13 protein-coding genes and 1 pseudogene are annotated in these 19,705 nt (G+C 57.9%); 2 read left to right on the forward strand and 12 right to left on the reverse strand.

Annotated elements, in window-relative coordinates; genetic code table 11:
- Positions 1–97: 97 nt before the first annotated feature.
- The 7 genes from BM338_RS06890 to BM338_RS06920 all read right to left on the reverse strand — a co-directional run bounded on the left by BM338_RS06890 (position 98) and on the right by BM338_RS06920 (position 13,723).
- Positions 98–1,876, reverse strand: a complete 1,779-nt coding sequence (locus BM338_RS06890) for an RICIN domain-containing protein (RefSeq protein WP_090450166.1) — start codon at positions 1,874–1,876, stop codon at positions 98–100.
- A 736-nt stretch (positions 1,877–2,612) separates the two neighbouring features.
- A complete protein-coding gene (locus tag BM338_RS06895; protein WP_177229257.1) occupies positions 2,613–5,117 on the reverse strand; it encodes a protease pro-enzyme activation domain-containing protein in 2,505 nt (834 codons plus the stop codon).
- Between the two features lie 933 nt (positions 5,118–6,050).
- Positions 6,051–7,049: a FecR family protein gene (locus BM338_RS06900; protein WP_177229258.1), complete on the reverse strand. Its 999-nt coding sequence runs from the start codon at positions 7,047–7,049 to the stop codon at positions 6,051–6,053.
- A gap of 17 nt (positions 7,050–7,066) precedes the next feature.
- Positions 7,067–7,654 carry an RNA polymerase sigma factor gene (locus tag BM338_RS06905; protein WP_177229259.1) on the reverse strand — a complete coding sequence of 196 codons (588 nt, stop codon included), beginning with the start codon at positions 7,652–7,654 and terminating at the stop codon, positions 7,067–7,069.
- A 190-nt stretch (positions 7,655–7,844) separates the two neighbouring features.
- Positions 7,845–10,799 carry a TonB-dependent receptor gene (locus BM338_RS06910; protein ID WP_177229260.1) on the reverse strand — a complete coding sequence of 985 codons (2,955 nt, stop codon included), beginning with the start codon at positions 10,797–10,799 and terminating at the stop codon, positions 7,845–7,847.
- Between the two features lie 1,181 nt (positions 10,800–11,980).
- Positions 11,981–12,763, reverse strand: coding sequence for a protease pro-enzyme activation domain-containing protein (locus BM338_RS06915; RefSeq protein ID WP_090450171.1), 783 nt, complete (start codon positions 12,761–12,763; stop codon positions 11,981–11,983).
- Positions 12,764–13,042: 279 nt separating this feature from the next.
- Positions 13,043–13,723 carry an RNA polymerase sigma factor gene (locus BM338_RS06920; RefSeq protein ID WP_090450172.1) on the reverse strand — a complete coding sequence of 227 codons (681 nt, stop codon included), beginning with the start codon at positions 13,721–13,723 and terminating at the stop codon, positions 13,043–13,045.
- Positions 13,724–14,372: 649 nt separating this feature from the next.
- On the opposite strand from BM338_RS06920, the gene BM338_RS06925 reads away from it, so the two are divergent.
- Complete coding sequence (locus BM338_RS06925; protein ID WP_090450173.1) at positions 14,373–15,308, forward strand: LysR family transcriptional regulator; 936 nt, start codon at positions 14,373–14,375, stop codon at positions 15,306–15,308.
- 111 nt (positions 15,309–15,419) lie between these two features.
- Here BM338_RS06925 and BM338_RS06930 read toward each other — a convergent pair whose 3' ends face one another.
- The 4 genes and pseudogenes from BM338_RS06930 to BM338_RS21885 form a co-directional block, all read right to left on the reverse strand.
- Positions 15,420–15,668, reverse strand: a complete 249-nt coding sequence (locus BM338_RS06930) for an RICIN domain-containing protein (RefSeq protein ID WP_090450174.1) — start codon at positions 15,666–15,668, stop codon at positions 15,420–15,422.
- Positions 15,669–16,013: 345 nt separating this feature from the next.
- Entirely contained in the window at positions 16,014–16,685 is a 672-nt protein-coding gene (locus BM338_RS06935; RefSeq protein WP_090450175.1) for a protease pro-enzyme activation domain-containing protein, read from the reverse strand.
- A gap of 410 nt (positions 16,686–17,095) precedes the next feature.
- Entirely contained in the window at positions 17,096–17,389 is a 294-nt protein-coding gene (locus BM338_RS06940) for a response regulator transcription factor (RefSeq protein WP_343124159.1), read from the reverse strand.
- A pseudogene (locus tag BM338_RS21885) lies at positions 17,369–17,524 on the reverse strand (LuxR family transcriptional regulator); the annotation flags it as partial. The gene BM338_RS06940 and the pseudogene BM338_RS21885, both read right to left, overlap by 21 nt.
- 5 nt (positions 17,525–17,529) lie before the next feature.
- Between BM338_RS21885 and BM338_RS06945 the strand changes: the two are divergent.
- Entirely contained in the window at positions 17,530–17,775 is a 246-nt protein-coding gene (locus BM338_RS06945; RefSeq protein ID WP_343124160.1) for an SGNH/GDSL hydrolase family protein, read from the forward strand.
- 276 nt (positions 17,776–18,051) lie between these two features.
- Here BM338_RS06945 and pgm read toward each other — a convergent pair whose 3' ends face one another.
- Positions 18,052–19,704, reverse strand: a complete 1,653-nt coding sequence (pgm, locus tag BM338_RS06950) for a phosphoglucomutase (alpha-D-glucose-1,6-bisphosphate-dependent) (RefSeq protein WP_090450178.1) — start codon at positions 19,702–19,704, stop codon at positions 18,052–18,054.
- Position 19,705 lies beyond the last annotated feature (1 nt).

Genomic DNA, 19,705 nt, shown 5'->3' on the forward strand with positions numbered 1-19,705 from the left:
TTTCGCAGCCCCATTTCCATCCCTGTCCGGCAAGCTTCCAGTTTGCCGCATTCCTTAGTGCCTCACGGCACGGTCAAGCTGATGTCGCCAACAACGATTAGAACGTGAACTGATCGTTCGTCGAGGTTGACGACTGGCACGTCCACTGGATCACCTTGGCGCCTGAGCTACTGGAATTGCCCGAGATATTCACGCACAAGCCGTTGCTACGGGAAACGATGTGATAGCGACCACCCACCGCCATCAGGCTCCACTGATCATTGGTCGAGCTACTGCCCTGGCACCCATACTGGATCAGCTGCGTACCCGTAGCCGTCGAGCTGCCCGGCACGTTGAGGCACAGCCCGCTGCCCTTGGCAACCAGGTGGTAGTAGCTACCCACTGGCACCAGCGTCCACAGCTCATTGCCGGTGGCCGCACACGGCGACTGGATCACGCCGGCGCCCGACGAGTTGGTGGCCACGTTCAAGCACAAGCTGCTATTGGCGGCGATGATGTTCGTTGCGGGCTTGCTGACCGTCACCGATACCGTCTTGCTGCTGGTCTTGCCGCTTGCGCTGTCGGTCACCGTCTCGGTCACGCTGTAAGTGCCAGCGGCCGCGTAAGTGTGGCTTGGGCTGGTGGCGGTCGAAGTGCCGTTGTCGCCAAAGGTCCATGCGTGCGAGGTGATCGTGCCACCCGCATCGGTGGAGCTATCGGTGAAGGTCGCCGTCAGGCCATTGGTGGTGGCACTGAAGTTGGCCGTCGGCGTCCCGCCAACAGCAGCGCCGACGATCGCGTGAACGAATTCGCACTTGGCCGTGTCGTTGGACCACGTGCCCTGGACAGCGAAGCTGCCCTGACCGCTCTTCATGTTCTGTAAGGCGCCACCCGCGGCCAGGGCACAAAGATCGCCGTTCTCTTGGCCATTCGGGTCGGTCCAGCCCGCCGCGTTGCCATTGGGGAAGAACTGGTCAGTAATGGTCTCTGCGTACTCGTGGCCCTCAGTAATCGAGAATCCGTCGAGCGTTCCTGCTGCGCCGGCATTAACGCCGTGCTCACCGCACGTATATTGCCCACCAGCGTCGATGTCGTTCACGTAGGGCATATTGGTGTAGGCGATGGAGCCCGCGTTGGCATCGCTGGTTGAGCTGTGATAAGCGCAAAAGGTGCCGTTTGGAGTATTGAACCCATCAGGAGTGCTCCCCGTAGGGGACAAGATGACGTATTGCACGTAACGATTAGAGGCGGCCGTGGTGTTGCCAAAATGCTTGGCGGCGGCGACTGCCTCGGCGGCCAGCTGCGCCGACGTGGCGCTACTTGGTGAAGCGGCCGCGTTGTCGTACCAGATACCGGCATAGGCACCGCCGGTGGGATAGCCCACGAAGCTCGCATTATTCGGGCATACCGTCGCACCGGCGGTAACGTTCGGGCCATCGCAGTACTGGGTCATGACGCCGGACCATAACTCTCCTCCGGTACCGAGACCCTTGAAGAATTTCTGCAAGTAGGGAACCACACCCGCATTATCTTTGCTCAGCGAGACCAACCCGGTGGCGGCATCGGTGGTGAGATTGCCCCACTGGTTGCCATAAACCACCAGGTAGACGCGCGGCTTGCCGCTGGTGACGCCATTACCGTTGGCATCGCCACCACCGTAGCTCATCAGGTTGGCGGCGGCCGCAGCCTTGGCGGCCGGCGTGGCCACCATCAAACCGTCATGACTCTTGCGATAGTTGATGATGTCCTTGTTGGCGGGAACGACCACGCCGTGCCGATATGCGTGACTGTTTTTCTGCGCGGCCTGATTGCCGCTGTTGCCTTCAGTGGCGACTGCACTCGCAGCCAGCGTAAGCAAGGCTGAGAAGGTAGCTGCCTGAATCAAACGAACGCTCATGATGAACTCCCGGTTTTAGGTTTTGAGGCAAGCGCACCCTATGCGGCCGCCTGGACCCCATGCTGGTTGCCGCAACGAGATGCGGCCCTTGACCTAACAAACATGTCTTCCCCACGCCCCGTTGCCAACACGCCAGCCCCCGATTTCTCTGTGCACGGCATGTCGTAGCGGTGACCTCTATATAACGAGAGGTGGAAAGAAAACCCTACCTAGAGATTATTGAACGAGATCACAAATGCGTATGCGTTCTGGGAGAAAAAAAGTACGTCCAAATGCCTGGCAGTGTGGCACCAGCCTTAACTTTCTCCTCATAAACTCGGTGGGCCGCTATCGGCCAATCTTGCTACAACATCGAGATCAACGATGGTTGGGTGCTGGCAGAGAAATCACCGCCGATGCGCATCTCTCCCAGCGAAAGATCAACTCCTCGGCGCATCTTCTCCCCATGAGAAAAGCAGCGATATACATAGCTCACCAAGCATCGAGTGGGCGCATCGCGGCGCCCTATTGATGTGCCGCGCGCGGAGACAGACGGTTCAAACCCGCGCAGCTCATATTCCGCCGACAAAGCCATTCGCACTCGGGCGACTCTCTCTCGTTCTGACGAAAAAAGGCCCGACCTCTCGGTCGGGCCCTTCGTTTTCATCCGACGCCATTCACATTATCAACACCAAGCTCCAGTTGTTGATGGCGCCGCGTCCTCCAGCTTCGCACTGGCCTCCGCCATACCGAGCGATTACAACGTGAACTGATCGTTCGTCGTGGACGCCGACTGGCAGCTCCACTGAATCACCTTGGCGCCAGCGCTGTTGGAGCCACCATTTATATTGGCGCACAAGCCGCTGCTACGAGAAACAAGGTGATAGCGACTGCCCACCGCCACCAGGCTCCACTGATCATTGGTCGAGCTACTACCCTGGCACCCGTACTGGATCAGCTGCGTACCCGTAGCCGTCGAGCTGCCCGGCACGTTGAGGCACTGCCCACTACCCTTGGCAACCAGGTGGTAGTAGCTGCCCACCGGCACCAGCGTCCACAGCTCATTGCCGGTGGCCGCGCAGGGCGACTGGATGACACCCGCACCCGACGTGTTGCTGGCCACGTTCAAGCACAAGGTGCTATTGGCGGCGATGATGTTCGTTGCGGGCTTGCTGACCGTCACCGATACCGTCTTGCTGCTGGTCTTGCCGCTTGCGCTGTCGGTCACCGTCTCGGTCACGCTGTAGGTACCGGCCGCCGCATAGGTGTGACTCGGGCTGGTGGCGGTCGAAGTACCGTTGTCGCCGAAGGTCCACGCGTGCGAGGTGATCGTGCCGCCCGCATCGGTGGAGCTATCGGTGAAGGTCGCCGTCAGGCCATTGGTGGTGGCACTGAAATTGGCCGTCGGGGTACCACCCACGTTGCCGCCACCCCAATACTTGGTGACATAGGCGTTGAACTTGGCGATATCCAGGCTGCCCCAACCGGTGGAGTTGTCATAACCGGCTTTGGCGCTATAACCGTGACCGCCGTAACCGTTGTTGCCCGAGGTCACGTCATGCAGCGGCGCGGCATCCGTTGGGAAGTGGGCGTACATGTTCTGCGTCGGCAGACCCAGCGAGTTGTTGTTGGCCGACTCGATGCGCGCCCAGATGCCCACGAAGATTGGCGAGGCAAGGCTGGTGCCACCCACCAGCTGGTCTGCGACGCCGTTAATGACGATTTTGGCGCCGGAGACCTGAGCGGCATCGAACGCTACGTCCGGCACCTGACGCTTGGTCACCGTTGCACCCAGTGCGGTGGTCTGCCACTTCGGTGCGGGCTCGAACAGACTGACGCCACCACCGGTCGCCCACAGGCGCTCATTGCCAGCGTTGTCGGGAGCCAGCCCTTCGTTCCACACCGTTTCACCGGACCACGCGGTGGTACCCACGGTGCTCAGCGTGGTGCCGCCCACGGCGACGACATTCGGCGAGGTTGCGGGCTCACTCACGCTGTAATGGGTTAGGTCGATCTTCACCACACCGTTGCCATCGGCGACATAGCCGGGATCGCCGTCGTTCGACCACTGGTAAACGCCCGCGTCACCGGAAGACACTGAGAACGTCTGGCCTTGTGCAACCGCCTGTGCGAATACCTTATCGTCCGCCGCCAGCGTGCCGCTATTGTCGGCAGCTGTTTCGTCTTCACCCAGCGACACGTTGATGACCGTGGCGACTTTGTCGGTCACCGCCTTGTTATAGGCCGCGGTGATGGCTGCGTCGGTCAGGCTGGCGTTGCCGACGCCGTTGGCCGCCGCATAGAAAATCAGCTGCTTGACGCCGCCAGAAACGCCGACGATGTCCTGGCTATCCAATGCCCATTCGCCATCGCCATTGGCGTCGTCCGAGACGCCCGCGTTGCCCACCGTGACCGTCTTCGTATTGACCGTCGCCATACCGGCATTCGTTGTGAAGGTCTTCAAGTCAGCAATCGGCTGGGTCATGTCGCCCCAGGTAATGATGCCGACGGTGGTCTTGGACGCCGTAACCGTGTTGCCGGCATCGTAGATTTTCGCGAAATCCGTCGGATTGTGGCCGACCTGCTGGCTACCCGCGGCCCCGGCCTGCGGCTGGGCAACAGCGTTGCTCATTTTGTGATACATCACATGCGGCCTGACGAAATCCTGCAGGCCCAGCACAGATTCCACGATGCCGCCCAGAGATTGCGGCACGGTGGCATCGGCGGCATTGGCGTAGCGCTGCTCGCCCTTGAAGCTGAAGGTCTTCATGTTGGCGTTGAACGCAGCGTTGGCGTTGGCGGCATGGCCGTCAGCCGACACCAGCATGTTGTTCGGTGCCACCGTAATGTTACGGAAGCCGCTGGCTTCCAGATGGGCCACCACGGCCTTCACCTGCGCATCGGTCGGTGCGTACTGCGCCTTGAATTGCTCTGGCGTCAGGAACTGATGATAGCTCGCGCTGCCTGGCTGGTTCACTGACTGTAGAAAGCTCTGCAACTGGTCGGCATTGCGTAGGCTCAAGCTGACTTCGATGTGCAGCGGCTTGCTCTGCTCCAGCGGCATGATCTGCCTTGCGTCAACCGACGGATGGCCGGTCATCACCAATGTAGAAGCGTTTGCAGTGCTGTCCTTGATGCCCGCATGCGTGCGTGTCGATACCCAGGAATTGTCGGCGTGCGCTGACATGGACAACAACGCCACCGACAAAGCTGCCGGCAACAACGCCTTGCGACTCCCCAAAGAACGAATAACGTTTGACATCTGTGAACTCCCCACCATGTTGTATTGAGGCAAACGAAGCCGAGGTGGCCACATAAGCCCTATGCATTAGTCATTGCCGCAGGCGAGTGCGGTCCTTTATTCACAAGGATGGTCCAGCGACCCTCAAACCCCTCCGATACCGATGCCTCCAACATTCCGTGTTCATCGGTATTTATTCGCGTCGCCCTCCCTACAACGGGAGATGGACACAAAACCCTACCTGGTGATTTTTGAAAGGCGCCGCCAATGCCTATGCCATGTGGACAAAGCAGCGAGAACGTCGAGCCGCGTCGCGTCCGATCCACTTTCTTATGCGCGGAAACCTTTTGTTCGACTGGCGAAGATGAGTGACAAGAATTTGCGAACGATCCATCTCGTACGAGCTGAAATCGCGATCGGACTGAAGGTGATCATGCACAACCCGACGCGCCTCGCTCGACTGCGACAGCCCGACTGAGCGAAGACGTCGAGCTGCGTCGCAGCTTGTCCGCTTTTATGGCGGAAACTCGCTTCTCGACCGACGCGAGTGGTCGGCAAAAAAACTTGCGCACGATCAGCTTCGTTATGAGCCTAAATCGTAATACGCACTACGAGATGCGTATGACCAGACAACAACAGCGCGACGTCGCGCCACTTCTTACTTAATGTCCAAGCTCACATCATCGACCGTGAACGAGGTCTCCAACGGGCTGTCATCAATGTCAGTGGACCGGAAAGTTGGGAGATGCCGCGACAATAGAATTGACCGTAGTTCCGCACGCATGCGCGCCCGATGCCGGCATACCGTGCATGAGAGACCACTGGGGAGGCATACCGGCATCGGGGGCGCCTTCTATACAACGAGAGGCGGAAAGAAAACCCTACCCTGGAAGTATTGATCGACATCACAAATGCCGATGCTCTATGAAACAAGTAGAGAAGACATCTACACGTCTAGTGGCGTCGAACCAACTCCACTTTTCTATCGGAAACTTGATGGACCGCTATCGGCCAACCTTGTTGCAGCATCTGGATCAACGACGTCTGGTCGCCCGCAGAAAAATTACCACTGATGTGTATGTCTTCCAGTGACGGATCGGCAACGATTAGTTGCATTGCGCTGTAGCGATTCATCTCTGCCACGAGTTCCGAGAGGCGCCAGTCGTGGACAACCAATCTGCCCGTCGTCCAGCCCTCAGCCAATGGCCGATCGGCATCATGCACGGCTGACATCTGCCCTGATCGATCGTATTTCACCTGCTGCCCCGCCGTTAGCGATCTTGTTTGCGACGCTCCATTCCGGGGAGGCGCAACCACTTCCAGCCTTCCTTCAAGCAAGGTCACTGCGGCCACCTTATCCTGCATACGGACCTGGAAAAGGGTGCCTACAGCAGTAACTGTCCCCCCCTGGGTATGCACCACAAAAGGCCAGGCATGATCACCCTTGACCTGGAACTGCGCCCGGCCATGCAATAGGTCTACTCTGCGCGTACCCGCGCTGTAGCGCTCGACCACTTCGCTATCCGTATCGAGCACAACGGACGAGCCATCCTTGAAGTGCAGCGTGCGCTGCTGCCCTGCCATCGAGGCGTAATGCGTACCGAGAGGATCCGAGGGCACGACGGCCCATCGTGAGGCAAATACCCCAACCACCAGGACAGCAGCCGCGGCGAGAGCAATCTTTAGCGGCCAGCTTCCGCGGAAACGCGCCCGTTGGCGATCAGACCGCATGGCCCGATCTGCCGCCGCCAGAATGGCGGGGTGTTTGATCGTCTCAGAACTTTGCGCCCACAAGCGCTCCATCTCCCGGTATGCGCTGTCGTTTTCCGGGCTGGCCGCGCGCCAATGCTCGAATGCCGCCTGTTCTTCGGCAGAGACATCGGAATCCAGAAGACGCGCCAACCAATGCGCAGCCTGCTCGTGCGAGCCAGAGCCCGTACCCATATCTGCCATCCCCTCGTCCATGCCCATTACAACGTTTCCATCGTGGAAATGCCTACCTTCCGTCTTATCAATATCAGTGCGTTCGCGAGATGCTTTTCGACCATTTTTACCGAAATATTGCAGTGTTCCGCGATTTGCGCGCGACTCATGTCGTGCACCCGCTTGAGCAAATAGACCTGCTGGCATTTGGGAGGAAGAGCCAGGATCGCCTCCGTCAACCGGGCGAGTTGTTGATCACGGGCAAACTGCTCCTCCGGCGTGAGATCGATTGACGCGATTTCCTGCCCATCCAGCGCAACGTGATCCTTGGCGGCATGGGTCAGCTGAGATCGGCTTTGGTCATGGGCAACATTGGTCGCGATGCGGTACAGCAGGAGTTTCCATTCGGACGCTGGCGTTGAAGTGCGGTAGCGCAGCAACTTGGCCAGGCTCTCTTGAGCCGCATCCTCGGCATCTTGCTCGCCTTTGGTGCGTCGCCGTAAGAACTGCACCAGGTTGCGGTAATGATCGCGGACAAAGCCATCGAAGCGGCGCTCTATGGCCCGGGTGTCTTCCAATCCCGCTGTTGAATGCAGGGCGGCTGGCGCCTCTTCACGTTCGTTTTCCGCACTCAAACCACACCCATCCTTTACCCGCCGAACTCGACCAGCCCATAGAACAACCAACTCACGAGTCTAGACAAGCACCGGCTTTCAACAGTGACCCAACCCACATCACAAGGCCGCAGTGCTTCAATTGCCATGATCCATCCTTTCCATACAGAGATGTCGCACAAATTTGCGCCGAAACTGACTGACCGATAGCTCAATGGGTATGGCGGCCGAATAGCCATTTCACCTGCAACATGATCTCCCGGCCGTAGACGTTGTAGCTATCGACGTTGAAATACGGGAACGCGCTGTACGTCGGATCTTTTGCAGGCATCTTGTCGGTCACGTTGTTGATAAGCAGGGATAGCTTCAGGTCGGAAGTAGGCATATAGGCCATGCTCCAGTCATAGGTGATCCAGGGGGAAGTGCGCCCGGCTCCTGCCGCCGTCAAACCATGATTTATCGCCTTGGCGTTGGGCGTCGGTCCGTAACGGTGACCATACAGAGTGCCGCTCCAGCGACCATCTTGACTCGCCCAGCTCAGCGAACCGCTTAGGACGCTCTTGAAATCGAAGCTACTTTGCGGGTCGGAAAGACGGCTGAGCATCTGCCCGCCGGGTCCCATCCGATACGTATGCTTGAGCATATCGCCGTAGTCCATTTGCGCCACAAATCTACCAACTCCGTGCCAGACAAAGCGGTAGCGTGCGCTGGCGATAATGGATCCGGTCACTTCATCGGCCTGATTGGCATAGTACGCAGTGATTCCCGTGATCTCACCGGGCACGTAAGCGGGGTCGGCGCGTGAGGCGCGGCGAACCTGTCCGTTGATCGGGTCGGTCAATGCACGGCATTCGGACGAGGATGGGTCCACCTCACCTAGCCGGCACAATGCTTCATGGCGGATCAGGGAGTTGCCGTCCGGAAAAGTCACTTCGTTCCGGATAGCGATATGCAGGTAGTCAAGACTCAAACTCAAGTTGCCGCCAGGCGACCACACGATGCCATAGGTCCAGGTTTTCGCTGTCTCTGGTCGTAGGAAAGGGTTGGCCGAAATCGTCGTTCTGACTGATTGGGAGTAGCCATTGCAATCGCGACTATGTTGCAACGCGCATATGTAATAGTCAGTCACGTGCTGATAGCTACTGGTCGGACCCAGAAAGAGCGACGACATATCGGGTGCCTTGAAGACAGTGGCATAGTTGCCACGGATCAATAACGCGTCCAAGGCCCTCCATTCCAGGCCCGCCTTGTAGGTAACCTTCTGACTTGAGCCGCCACGACCCACCTCATAACGGTCGTAGCGCACCGATAAATCCGCCGTCAATCGTTGCAACAACGGAAGATTCAACTCCATCGCCGAAGCCAGGTGCGAGCGCCGGCCGCCACCGCTAGCCGCAGTGCGGTCGTATACACTTCCGTCAAGATAGAGCGGATTGATGGGCTGGTACCAAGCCTCATTGCCCCCTTCGACCAGAGCAGCCATGCCCGCATCTCCGCCGGGCAAATGAAAGAGGCGGTCGTTACTTATTGAGGCGCGCGTATTATTGATCCAGCTCTGACTTAGATCGCTTACAGGCTCGATGAAAGAAGCATATTGCGCTGGTGTAATGCGGCGAAAGAAAGCGGCGTAATCGGGACGATAGCTTCTGAATCCAGTCGCCGGGTCTACGCCAACCACGGGGCCGAGTATTTCTCTAGTGAAGAATTGATTGACCCGCGCGGTTATAGGGTCGTAGTCGACTATGGTGGTTCGATCGCCAGACCGCAGATAGTAGATATCCCAGGACCAGTCCGGATTGCTAAAACGCCCGTTGGCGCCGACATCAAACTGATACAGCAGATCGTGCTGCCGCTGCATCTGTCCGCGTATGCCACCGGGCATTTCTTCCGGAGCGAAGTATCTCTCCAGCAGAAGAACATGCCCCGTGTCCGCATCTACAAGGCCCAGTCCCGGAAGATTTGAGCTCTTCCATCTATGGACGCCGGCCATCCATCGCTGCTCCTGCCAATCCACCAGCATATCGCTGTACAGACGCGTGCTTTCGTTAACGTCGTATTTGACCTTCAGAAGGCCGTCATAGGTCCGGCCTTCATCGGCGAGAGTGGAGAAATTTTGTATCAATGCGCCACAGTACTGGCCATGAGTGCGGGTGGAAGGAGGATTGACCAACGCGGTACTACCGCCAAACAAACCTCGATCACAGCCCGCGGGAGGACTCAGATAGCCCACTGCCCTTCCATTGAAGGCGCGGATCCCTCCGAAATCCACTACGACAGCTTGCGAAGCAGCCGCACGGTCTTGATTGGCGTTGTGGGTGATTGACCCACGCTGGTAGCCCCAGATAGGTGCACTACGATCAAACGCGAGCCCACCCAGCACAGTGAACCTGCCGTACCTCTGGCCAAAACTGATATCCCCTCCCTGCCCTTCGCCTCCAGAACCCGTAAATCGATTCGCATGCAGCGAAACTTCTCCACCCTCCATCCGCTGTCGAGTGACGATATTGATAACGCCTGCGATGGCCTGGGAACCATAGATCGAAGAACCGCCGCCCGGCATGATGTCGATATGATCGATCCATGACATCGGAATATTGGCAAGGTTATTAAAGTTGTAAGTGCCGTTGTACAACATGCCGAAATTGGCCAGCGGCTTGCCGTCGAGAAGGATGAGAGTGAAACCCGGCCCAAGACCCAGAAAATTTACCGTCTGGGCTCCTTGAGTAAACGAAAATGAATACTGCGGCCCTTGTGTCGGACCCAAAGCCAGCACTGAACTTTGCAGAGCTTCTTCAAGACTGCTGAAGCCTCTTGCATTGATTTCCTCGGCAGTCATGGTGAACGTCGGCGTGGCGGTCTGAATCTGAGCGTTGCTGATCAATGCGCCACTGACGGTTATCGTGTCCAGTGTGTAGGGAGGCCGCCCTCCGGGGGTGACTGAAGGTTGTCTACCTACGCTCTCGGGAGATACGCCCTGGACAACGACAAAACTTCTTTCACCCGCCATCTTCACATCTAAACCAGTGCCTTCGAGCAAATGCTTCAGAGCGCTCGCCGCGGAAAAAAATCCGGACACTCCGTGCGCCATCTTTCCTCGCACTACCTCGGGGTTGTAGACGATCTGTACGTCGCCTTGCAAAGCAAGCGCGTCGAGCGCATCAGACAAGCCACCTGGGACGACAACGTAGTGTCTAGATAAATCTGTTGCCCCTGATGCCCATGCAGAGGCTGTAGCGAGCGTCAGCATTACTGCTGTTATGGCGAGGCCTCGATGGCGCCTGAATGCGGACCGGATCAACGTTGCACAGATGGCGGTACATAGCCGCCGCGAAAGACCAACGGAGCAGTCATCTCCCTTGTTTATGCAAGCAACGCGGAGCCTTTCTTTACTTCTTCTGACTTTCCCAGTTCTACGCATAGAAAAGCCTGGCCATGAATTACGAATGGATCCGTCTCGCGCATACGCCGCTATCAATGGAGCGAAGCCGAAAACCTACCGAGTTCGACACCATAGCTACCGCGAACCAGATGCGGCACGAACACCGCTGGTCGAATATTTACAGCAGCGTGAATCGACAGGATGCAACATCGGCGCATGGGATGGCCCGATACTCATGAAGCCACAATCAGCCATCGCGGTTACCACCGATGCTGGTCGTGCAGCTTAAGCGGCCATACTCAAATGGCGAATAGCATAAAGAACAGTGCACGCATGCCCTCCCCGGGAATGACCATGCCGAATGAAGCAATATCAAACTGCACCTAGCATGAGCATGGTAGCCACGCCGACCAAGATGCAGTCAAGTACTTTCTAATAGCTGGCTGCCATCGTTGATAGTTAGTTCGCCCCGCCCTTCAAGTGCATCAGAGACGATGCATTGAGAGGCCCCATGAACAAGACTACGCAGCCGTCATGATGTGTGGGAGACGCCAGGCACGACCCACGTCTAGGCTGTAGAGGAAGGTTCAGGGGGTGGACCAACTGAAGAGCGATGAAGGCAACTCGCCCTGCATCACTCCGCACCGCACCAAGCGAACCTCCCACACATCATGACAGCCGCGTAGTCTTGTTCAGACCTCCAAGGAAATAAGCGTCAATATGACCGCGCGCCCTCTGGAATGACTCTATAAAATAAGCGAGGATCGGTGGCCGAAGCTTGTGACCCTAGCTGGATAAAATCCGTTCTGAGAACACGCGTCCTTGCGCAATGAATTCCCCCAAGTACTCAGAACACGATGTTCAAGCTGCGCCTGCCGACATCACCCATGCACACTGCTCGTCGTTTGCCGCCCATGCGGAGTTAGTCTTAGCATCATCGTCATAGTCCGAGCTCCGTATCAATCAGATCAATGATCTTCGAGGCCGTACCAGTCGATGGCATCCCCTTCGGGATTCGATGCGGCGGCACTGCTGCTCGCACTATGAATAGCCGGAGATGCTGCCGGCTCGTGATTCGTGTTGGCGTCTCCTGCCTGCGGGCCTACGGAATTGTAGGTTCCGATCGTCGGCAGCACGTGCGGCGCGACAACATCCTGCAAGCCGAGCACTGACTGCACGATGCCGCCCAGCGACCGAGGCACGGTCACATCCGACGCATTGGAAAAATGCTGTTTCCCGCGGATATTGAACGTATGCATGTTGGCGTTGAACGCAGCGTCCACGCTCATGGCAGTGCCATCGGCACCCACGAGCATGTTGTTCGGCGCCACCTGGATACGAGTGAAGCCAGACTTCTCCAGATAAGCGACAACGGCGCATACCTGAGCGTCGGTCGGTGAAAATTTTGCCTTAAACTGCTCCGGTGTCAGGAATTTTTGATAGCCCGGGCTTCCCGGCGAGATGACATCTTTCAGATATTTTTGTAGCTGTGCCGTATTGCGTTGATTGAGATCAACAACGATGTGCAGCCACCTGTCCTTCTCCATCGGCATGCTCTGCGTGGCATCCACTGCAGGATAGCCCTTCATGATCACCGTCGAAGCCTGAGTAGCTGCGTTCTGCGGTATAGCTGCATGTGTACGGGTAGGTGCCCTTTCATCACAGGCATTCGCCGTCAGCGACATAGCCAGCGACAGAACTGTCGCCCATGCGGCCTTGCAACTCGCCGCACCAAACATACGGTTTGACATTAGCAAATTCCGTTACGCCCAGAACAAATGGCACAGATGCAGCCACATGACGCACGCCGCCCCCCATCACGCGACCTATCGTCTGGATTGCCCGCAGCGACGCACGCAAGATGCCCCCTGTACACGTGCCACCCATACCGCCACCCTCCCTATAACGGGCGACACGGGGAAAACCCTACCTAGGAATTTTTGAAGGGCATTCATCGATGCTACGGATATCGGACAAGCACGACCTAGCTCTTGCGAGGACAGCAACGATGGCAAGAACGGGTAGCATTGCTACTGTGATTTTCTCGCCCGCTGGAGCGGGAAAGGCGACGTCTCTCCCGTCTCCATGAAGACATTACGCCTTATAAGCATCAGCGCATTCGCGAGATGCTTTTCAACCATTTTCACTGAAATATTGCAGTGTTCCGCGATTTGAGCACGGCTCATGTCGTGCACCCGCTTCAGCAAATAGACCTGCTGGCATTTGGGCGGAAGAGCCAGGATCGCCTTAGTGATAAGGGCAAGTTGCTGATCGTGAGCAGCGCGATCCTCTGGCGTAAGGTCGGGTGCCGCTATGTCTCGTCCCTCCAGCGCGATGTGATCCTTGGCGGCATGGGTCAGCTGACATCGGCTTTGGTCGTGGGCAACGTTGGTCGCGATGCGGTACAGCAGGAGTTTCCATTCGGACGCTGGCGTAGAAGTGCGGTAGCGCAGCAACTTGGCCAGGCTCTCCTGAGCCGCATCCTCGGCATCCTGCTCACCTTTGGTGCGTCGCCGTAAGTACTGCACCAGGTTGTGGTAATGCTCGCGAACGAAACTATCAAAGCGGCGCTCTATGACATCGTCGTCTTCTAATCCCACCCTTGAAAGCAGGGCAGATGAGGCGTCTTCATGTTCGTTTTCCTCATTCAAGCCGCACCCATCCTTTAACCACGCGACTTCCATCATTCTGGCGACGCCTCGGATATTCATGACCCGCTGATGCAGACCAGCGCCCGAACGCTCACCCCGCACTCACCCCATCAGGCGTGCGAGCCTGGAAGTCCACTGGAGCCGACCCTGCGCTTAAGTGCAGAGGATTTGTTCTCGCTGCAATATCGAACGACCTTCATGATCACTCCCGCCGCACTCGATCGCCTTGCGCAAGTCGCGGTCCATCCGAATGCCTGCCGTGGTCTCCTTGTCGATATCCCGCCAAGGAACCGGCATGATCGACGCCCGTCGCTTCTGGCCCACCTCACCATTGGACTCGTTACACAAAATGACGGCGAGCGCTAAGCACGATATGGCTCCCCCGCGATATCGCCCAGGTCCACTCAAAGGTGCTACGTTGCACCTTGCCCTGGTTGCGCCTCTAATGAAATTCTGCCAGCCCGACCCTCCCCAATTCGGATACCCAAACACAGTAGTGGAAGGCTCGAATTGACCGCACGGCCCTGCCGGATTACGTTGGGCCTGATCGACGGCTGTCGATCGTGTCCACACGCAATACGTTGATTGCTCAGCCCTTTCTTCGCGGCTTAATTGTGCGGAACATGACTGGATCTCTCATAGACCCAGGCTATGCAGAGAGCACTTTCAGGTCCAATGCAAAGATCGCCATGATTTATAGAACGACGTTATGAATCTGACTCAGCGCCAGCTAAGGATGTTCGTGACCACTGCCACGCTGGGCAACATTTCGCGCGCCAGCGAAGCCTTGCATCTCAGTCAACCCGCACTAACCCGAGCGCTGCAGGAAATGGAGAATCAGCTCGGCTTCGTGCTATTCGCGCGCAGCACACGCCGGCTCTGCCTTACGTCAGAAGGGGAGCGGTTTCTGCCGATTGCCGAGCGGTTATTGCACGACCTTGACGAGGCCGTCGACATCATTCGAGAAGAATCCATCGGCCATCGCGGCACCGTCCGCCTGGCGGTCGGCGAAGCATTTGGCTGCACCGTGCTGCCTGGTGTACTGGCGAGATTCGCCAAATTGTTTCCTCGAGTGCGCGTGCAGTTGGTGGCCGACAATAGCCTCGGCATCACGCGACGCGCCATGCACGGCGAGGTCGATTTCGGTATCGGTTCGCCCATCGGCGATACGGAGCACCTGCTCTGTGACAAATTACTGACCGCGCCGCTTGGAGTTCTAGCGAATCCGCAGCATTTCAGTTTGCCAAAATCAGTCACCATAGCCGCGCTCGAGAAGCTTCCGCTGCTACGCGAGAGCAATGATACGAGCATCATGCATGTGCTTAGCAGCAAGGGTTCAGATATCGTGAGCTGGATGCGCGATGGCGTCGAGGTATCCACACTTGCCCTGCAGTTGGCGATGGCTAGCGGCGGAGTGGGCGTCGCCGTCATGTCCGGTCTGGGCGCCTCCCATCCACAGGCGATGAATATGCAGTTCTCACCGCTCGACCCGATCATATGCCGGGAAGTCTTCATCATGCACCGACGGGATTTCAGGCTGTCACAAGCCGCACTGGCGTTAATCGATGCTATCAAGCGCGATGTCGCAACTGAGAGGCTGCATCCGCTAATTCAACTAGCGAAGCATGAGCAACTCACCCACTGAAGTACACCGACGCATCAGTCATTGTGAACCTCGCAGCGTCTTCACGAAATTCCTTCCGTATATGCGGCACTAAAGTAAGTCCCGGCATAGCCCGGCTTACCTCGTACGGAGTCAGTGATTGCCTTGCACCGTCACCGACCACCGTTGATTGATCCCGCCATCGAGCGGCCATTGATCGAGATCGTGCGCAGAGGTCGTCGTACTCGCGGCACCCGGATCACCCCTTACGTCCAACAGCTGATTATCCTGCTCGTTGGCAAAATAAGCGGCGTGACTTCCGAGCACGGCGATGATGGGCAGCCACTTTTGGTTTTCTTGTCCATTGGGGGCGTAAAAATCGATGCCGCCGCCGGCTTTCATCGAATTTCCGTTCACATCCACAACGCCCGATTGCTGAGTTGTGTCGGTGAGAAAAGGCGGGTTTGCGCCAACACCCACCCTACTTCTAAACCAAGGCATTGCCACATGCCTTATCTGCTTCCCACTCACCATCAACCAACAGATAGATCACATCGAGCGTCACTCGCAAATATCACCTGAATTTAGTGATCGAAGTCTCCCAGACTGATGGGCGAATGCGGTTCCGAGATAGCGCGTCCTTGCGCAATGGACTCCCCCCAAAACTCAGAACGCGATGCTCAAACCGTCAAACGCTCTGGCATCTTATGTTGCGATCACGACCGTAGCCCGTCCCCAGAATTCAGATCAATGACTGTCAACATCGCACTCGTACCAATCAAGGATATTCGCGTCGGCGTTCGATGCTTCCGCAGTACCTCCTGCATCACGGACCGCTGGAAGTTCAACTGGCCTGGGGGTCACTTTGGCTGCGGCGAACCGGGAAGCCACGACGTTGCCGGTTATGGATCGAGACATCATGTGTACCGTCTCGACGTCCTGCAAGCCGAGCACTGATTGGACGATGTCGCCCAGCAACTGCGGCACAGTTACATCTGACGCATTGGCAAAACATCGCCTTCCGCGAAGATTGAATGTTTGCATATCGGCGTTGAACGCGGCGTTCACGCTCATGGCGGTGCCATCAGCATTTACGCGCATGTTGTTCGGTGCCACCCTGACGTCGGTAAAACCCGCATTCTCCAGATAAGCAACCACTGCGAGCACCTGAGCGTCCGTCGGCGCGAACTCAGCTTTGAACTGCTCTCGCGTCAGGAACTCCTGATAGCTCGGGCTTCCCGGCTGACTGACGTCGTGCAGATACTTTTTCAGCTTTGCCGTATTGCGCTGACTGAGATAAACAACGAGGTTCAGCTGTCTACCCGGCTCCATCGGCATGATCTCCGCGGCATCCACGATGGGGTACCCCTTCATGATTACCGTCGACGTCTGAGTAGCCACGGTTTTCTGCGTACCCATGGTTGTTCGCGGTTGCGTATGCAAGGTAGACACTCCTACTTCGTCAGCATTCGCCGTCAGCGCCAGAGCAAGCCATATTGCCCGCAACGCCAGCTACCGGCGTACGCGCCCCTGTGCACATGTATGTCGTGCAATCACCTTTCTATAACGGGAGACCTGGGGAAAACCCTACCTGCGAATTCTTGAAAAACATCAACAGTTACCACTGGCATCGGGCTTGCTTTGAAGAATGATCTTCATCCTCGTAGCTGCATGACCTTTCACGTGGAAGGTCCACATACGTAGTACGTCAGCAACGAGTCGTTGTGCATCAGCGATGAGAACGAGCCGGAGACCCGTCAGCCAATGGCACATCCCTCTGCCAGAAGACGCCCCTCCGGACGACTGAGCCGCGGGAGCGCAACCCTGCTCTACAGCAAGCCCAACTGCGTAGCTTTCAACGTAGCCGCCGCGCGCGTTGAGCACTCCAACTTCCGGAACACACTTTCAACGTGGGTGCGTACAGTGCTGGGGCTGATGGAGAGCTTCTGTGCGGCAAGCTTGTTGCTCGCGCCCAGGCTGATGCAGCGAAGGACTTCCCGCTCGCGCTCGGTAAGCAGGCCGGCCGATGGCGCCACCTGCAGCCTGGCACCCGAAGAACGTGGCTTGTCGAGAGGCGCACGGACGACTCCAACGTCATAGCGGCCTGCAGCAGCTTCGGTCATCAGCAGTTCGTTTGCAGCGTGTTCCATGTGCGCTTCGCGCCAGGGCCGTGCTGCACGAAGCGAAACCAGCGCGGCGGCCGCCGCGAGAATGCGACCTTCCAAAGGAATGCTGACTTCTTTCACCTCGCGGAAATAGCCCGATCCATCCGGACAATGGGTCCTCGCCCTACGACGCCATAGGGGAAATGAAGCGCGAAGCCATCAATGCCTTCGTGCGCTCGGCGAACGGCGCCGATGGCGTGCTCGATTTCGACCAAGTCGTGCGCGACCCGGCCAATCCCACCAACCTGTTACCCGCGTACGACAGCGGCGATCATTTGCATCCCAACGACGTGGGGTACCAGGCGATGGCGGACTCCATCGATCTTGGCTTGCTCGACGACTGACCGTCGACAGCTTCGCCATACTTGCGCGTTGAAACCTGCAAACCGGCCGCCCCGTATTACCGGGGCGGCCGAATTCGGTACCGCAACTTCGATAGCAACGCCGACGCGCTTGGCGACGGCATCGATAGCCAGGGAGGGGATTGTGTGTTCATGGGCATGATCGAGACCTCTGATCCAGGTCTGGAGTCAAGCCCTTGTAGCCGACTGGCAGCCTGTCGACAGCCCCTAACCTTGGCTGGTACGCCCCAACTTTCGTAAACGGTTGGGGGCTTGGATTCACGTTGCGTCTAGTGCAACGTCAACGATCTGCTGCGCCTCGTGCAACAACGCTTCCAAATGCGCTTTGTCCTGAAAACTCTCTGCGTAGATCTTGTAGATGTCTTCCGTACCTGACGGCCGCGCGGCGAACCAGCCGCTGGCGGAGATCACCTTGATCCCACCGATGGCTGCGCCGTTTCCAGGCGCACGGTCGAGCACGCGCTCAATCTTCTCGCCGGCCAGCTCGGTGCTTTTGACCTGCGTTGGTGAAAGCTTGGCCAGCTTCGATTTCTGCACGGCATCTGCCGGTGCCTCGACGCGATCCGCAACGGGATCTCCGAGCTCGCTGGCGAGCCGGCGGTACAACTCGCTGGGATCGCGGCCATGGCGTGCGGTCATCTCGGCCGACATCAGGGCCGCGGCGATGCCATCCTTATCGGTCGTCCAGACGGAACCATCCTTACGCAAGAACGATGCGCCTGCACTTTCCTCGCCGCCGAACCCCAATGAGCCAGCGAACAAGCCATCGACAAACCACTTGAAGCCCACCGGCACCTCGTAGAGCTGTCGCCCCAATCGTTTCGCCACGCGATCGATCGATGCGGTGCTCACCACCGTCTTGCCGACGGCCGCCGCGGCGCTCCATGCCGGCCGCTGCTGGAAGAGATGGTCGACCAGCACCGCCAGATAATGATTCGGCAGCAGCAAGCCGCCACTCCGGGTCACGATGCCGTGGCGATCATGGTCTGTATCGCAGGCGAAGGCCACGTCGTAACGATCCCTGAGATCGATCAGCCGCTGCATGGCATACGACGACGAGGGATCCATCCGGATCTTGCCATCCCAGTCCACCGTCATGAACCGGAACGTGGGATCGACCACCTCGCTGACCACGGTCAGGTCGAGTTTGTATCGCTCAGCAATCGGCGCCCAGTAATGCACGCCGGCGCCCCCGAGCGGATCGACACCCAGGTGGACACCGCTGACCCGGATCGCGTCGAAGTCGATGACATGAACGAGGTCACGCACATACGCGTCGATGAAATCGTGCCAATGCGTTGTTGCCGCACGGCGCGCTTGCTCAACAGGTACGCGACGCACCTCTTTGAGGCCGCCTTCGAGCAACGCATTGGCGCGGCCCTGGATCCAGCCAGTAACGTCGGTATCGGCTGGCCCGCCATTGGGCGGGTTGTATTTGAAGCCGCCGCTATCCGGTGGATTGTGCGATGGCGTGATGACGATGCCGTCGGCCAGCCCCGTGGTGCGGCCGCGGTTGTAGGTCAGTATCGCGTGGGAAATCGCGGGTGTCGGGGTGAACTCGTCACCCCTGGCGATCATCGTCTCCACACTCTGAGCTGCCAACACTTCCAGCGCGCTTTCAAAGGCAGGCAGAGATAGCGCGTGCGTGTCGAAACCAATGTACAGCGGACCGTCGATGCCCTTGCGCTTGCGGTATTCGCAAATCGCCTGAGTGATCGCCAGCACATGCCATTCGTTGAAGCTGCGGTCGAACGAGCTGCCGCGATGTCCCGACGTACCAAACGCCACACGCTGAGTCGGCACGCCAGGGTCCGGCCGCAGGCTGGCATAAGCACTCTGCAGCTTGGGCACATCCACCAGTAGTGACGCCGGGGCTAACTTGCCGGCAAGCGGATGGATCGTGGCACTCATT

Source organism: Dyella sp. OK004, assembly GCF_900114495.1.
In the GTDB taxonomy this organism is placed as follows: Bacteria; Pseudomonadota; Gammaproteobacteria; order Xanthomonadales; family Rhodanobacteraceae; genus Dyella_D.

What these genes read in the sequence shown, in the direction of transcription:
- BM338_RS06890 (WP_090450166.1), bottom strand. Translation starts at nt 1,876, where the DNA reads ATGAGCGTTCGTTTGATTCAGGCAGCTACCTTCTCAGCCTTGCTTACG.
- BM338_RS06895 (WP_177229257.1), bottom strand. Translation starts at nt 5,117, where the DNA reads ATGTCAAACGTTATTCGTTCTTTGGGGAGTCGCAAGGCGTTGTTGCCG.
- BM338_RS06900 (WP_177229258.1), bottom strand. Translation starts at nt 7,049, where the DNA reads ATGGCAGATATGGGTACGGGCTCTGGCTCGCACGAGCAGGCTGCGCAT.
- BM338_RS06915 (WP_090450171.1), bottom strand. Translation starts at nt 12,763, where the DNA reads ATGTCAAACCGTATGTTTGGTGCGGCGAGTTGCAAGGCCGCATGGGCG.
- BM338_RS06920 (WP_090450172.1), bottom strand. Translation starts at nt 13,723, where the DNA reads ATGAATATCCGAGGCGTCGCCAGAATGATGGAAGTCGCGTGGTTAAAG.
- BM338_RS06925 (WP_090450173.1), top strand. Translation starts at nt 14,373, where the DNA reads ATGAATCTGACTCAGCGCCAGCTAAGGATGTTCGTGACCACTGCCACG.
- BM338_RS06930 (WP_090450174.1), bottom strand. Translation starts at nt 15,668, where the DNA reads ATGAAAGCCGGCGGCGGCATCGATTTTTACGCCCCCAATGGACAAGAA.
- BM338_RS06935 (WP_090450175.1), bottom strand. Translation starts at nt 16,685, where the DNA reads ATGGGTACGCAGAAAACCGTGGCTACTCAGACGTCGACGGTAATCATG.
- BM338_RS06940 (WP_343124159.1), bottom strand. Translation starts at nt 17,389, where the DNA reads ATGACCGAAGCTGCTGCAGGCCGCTATGACGTTGGAGTCGTCCGTGCG.
- pgm (WP_090450178.1), bottom strand. Translation starts at nt 19,704, where the DNA reads ATGAGTGCCACGATCCATCCGCTTGCCGGCAAGTTAGCCCCGGCGTCA.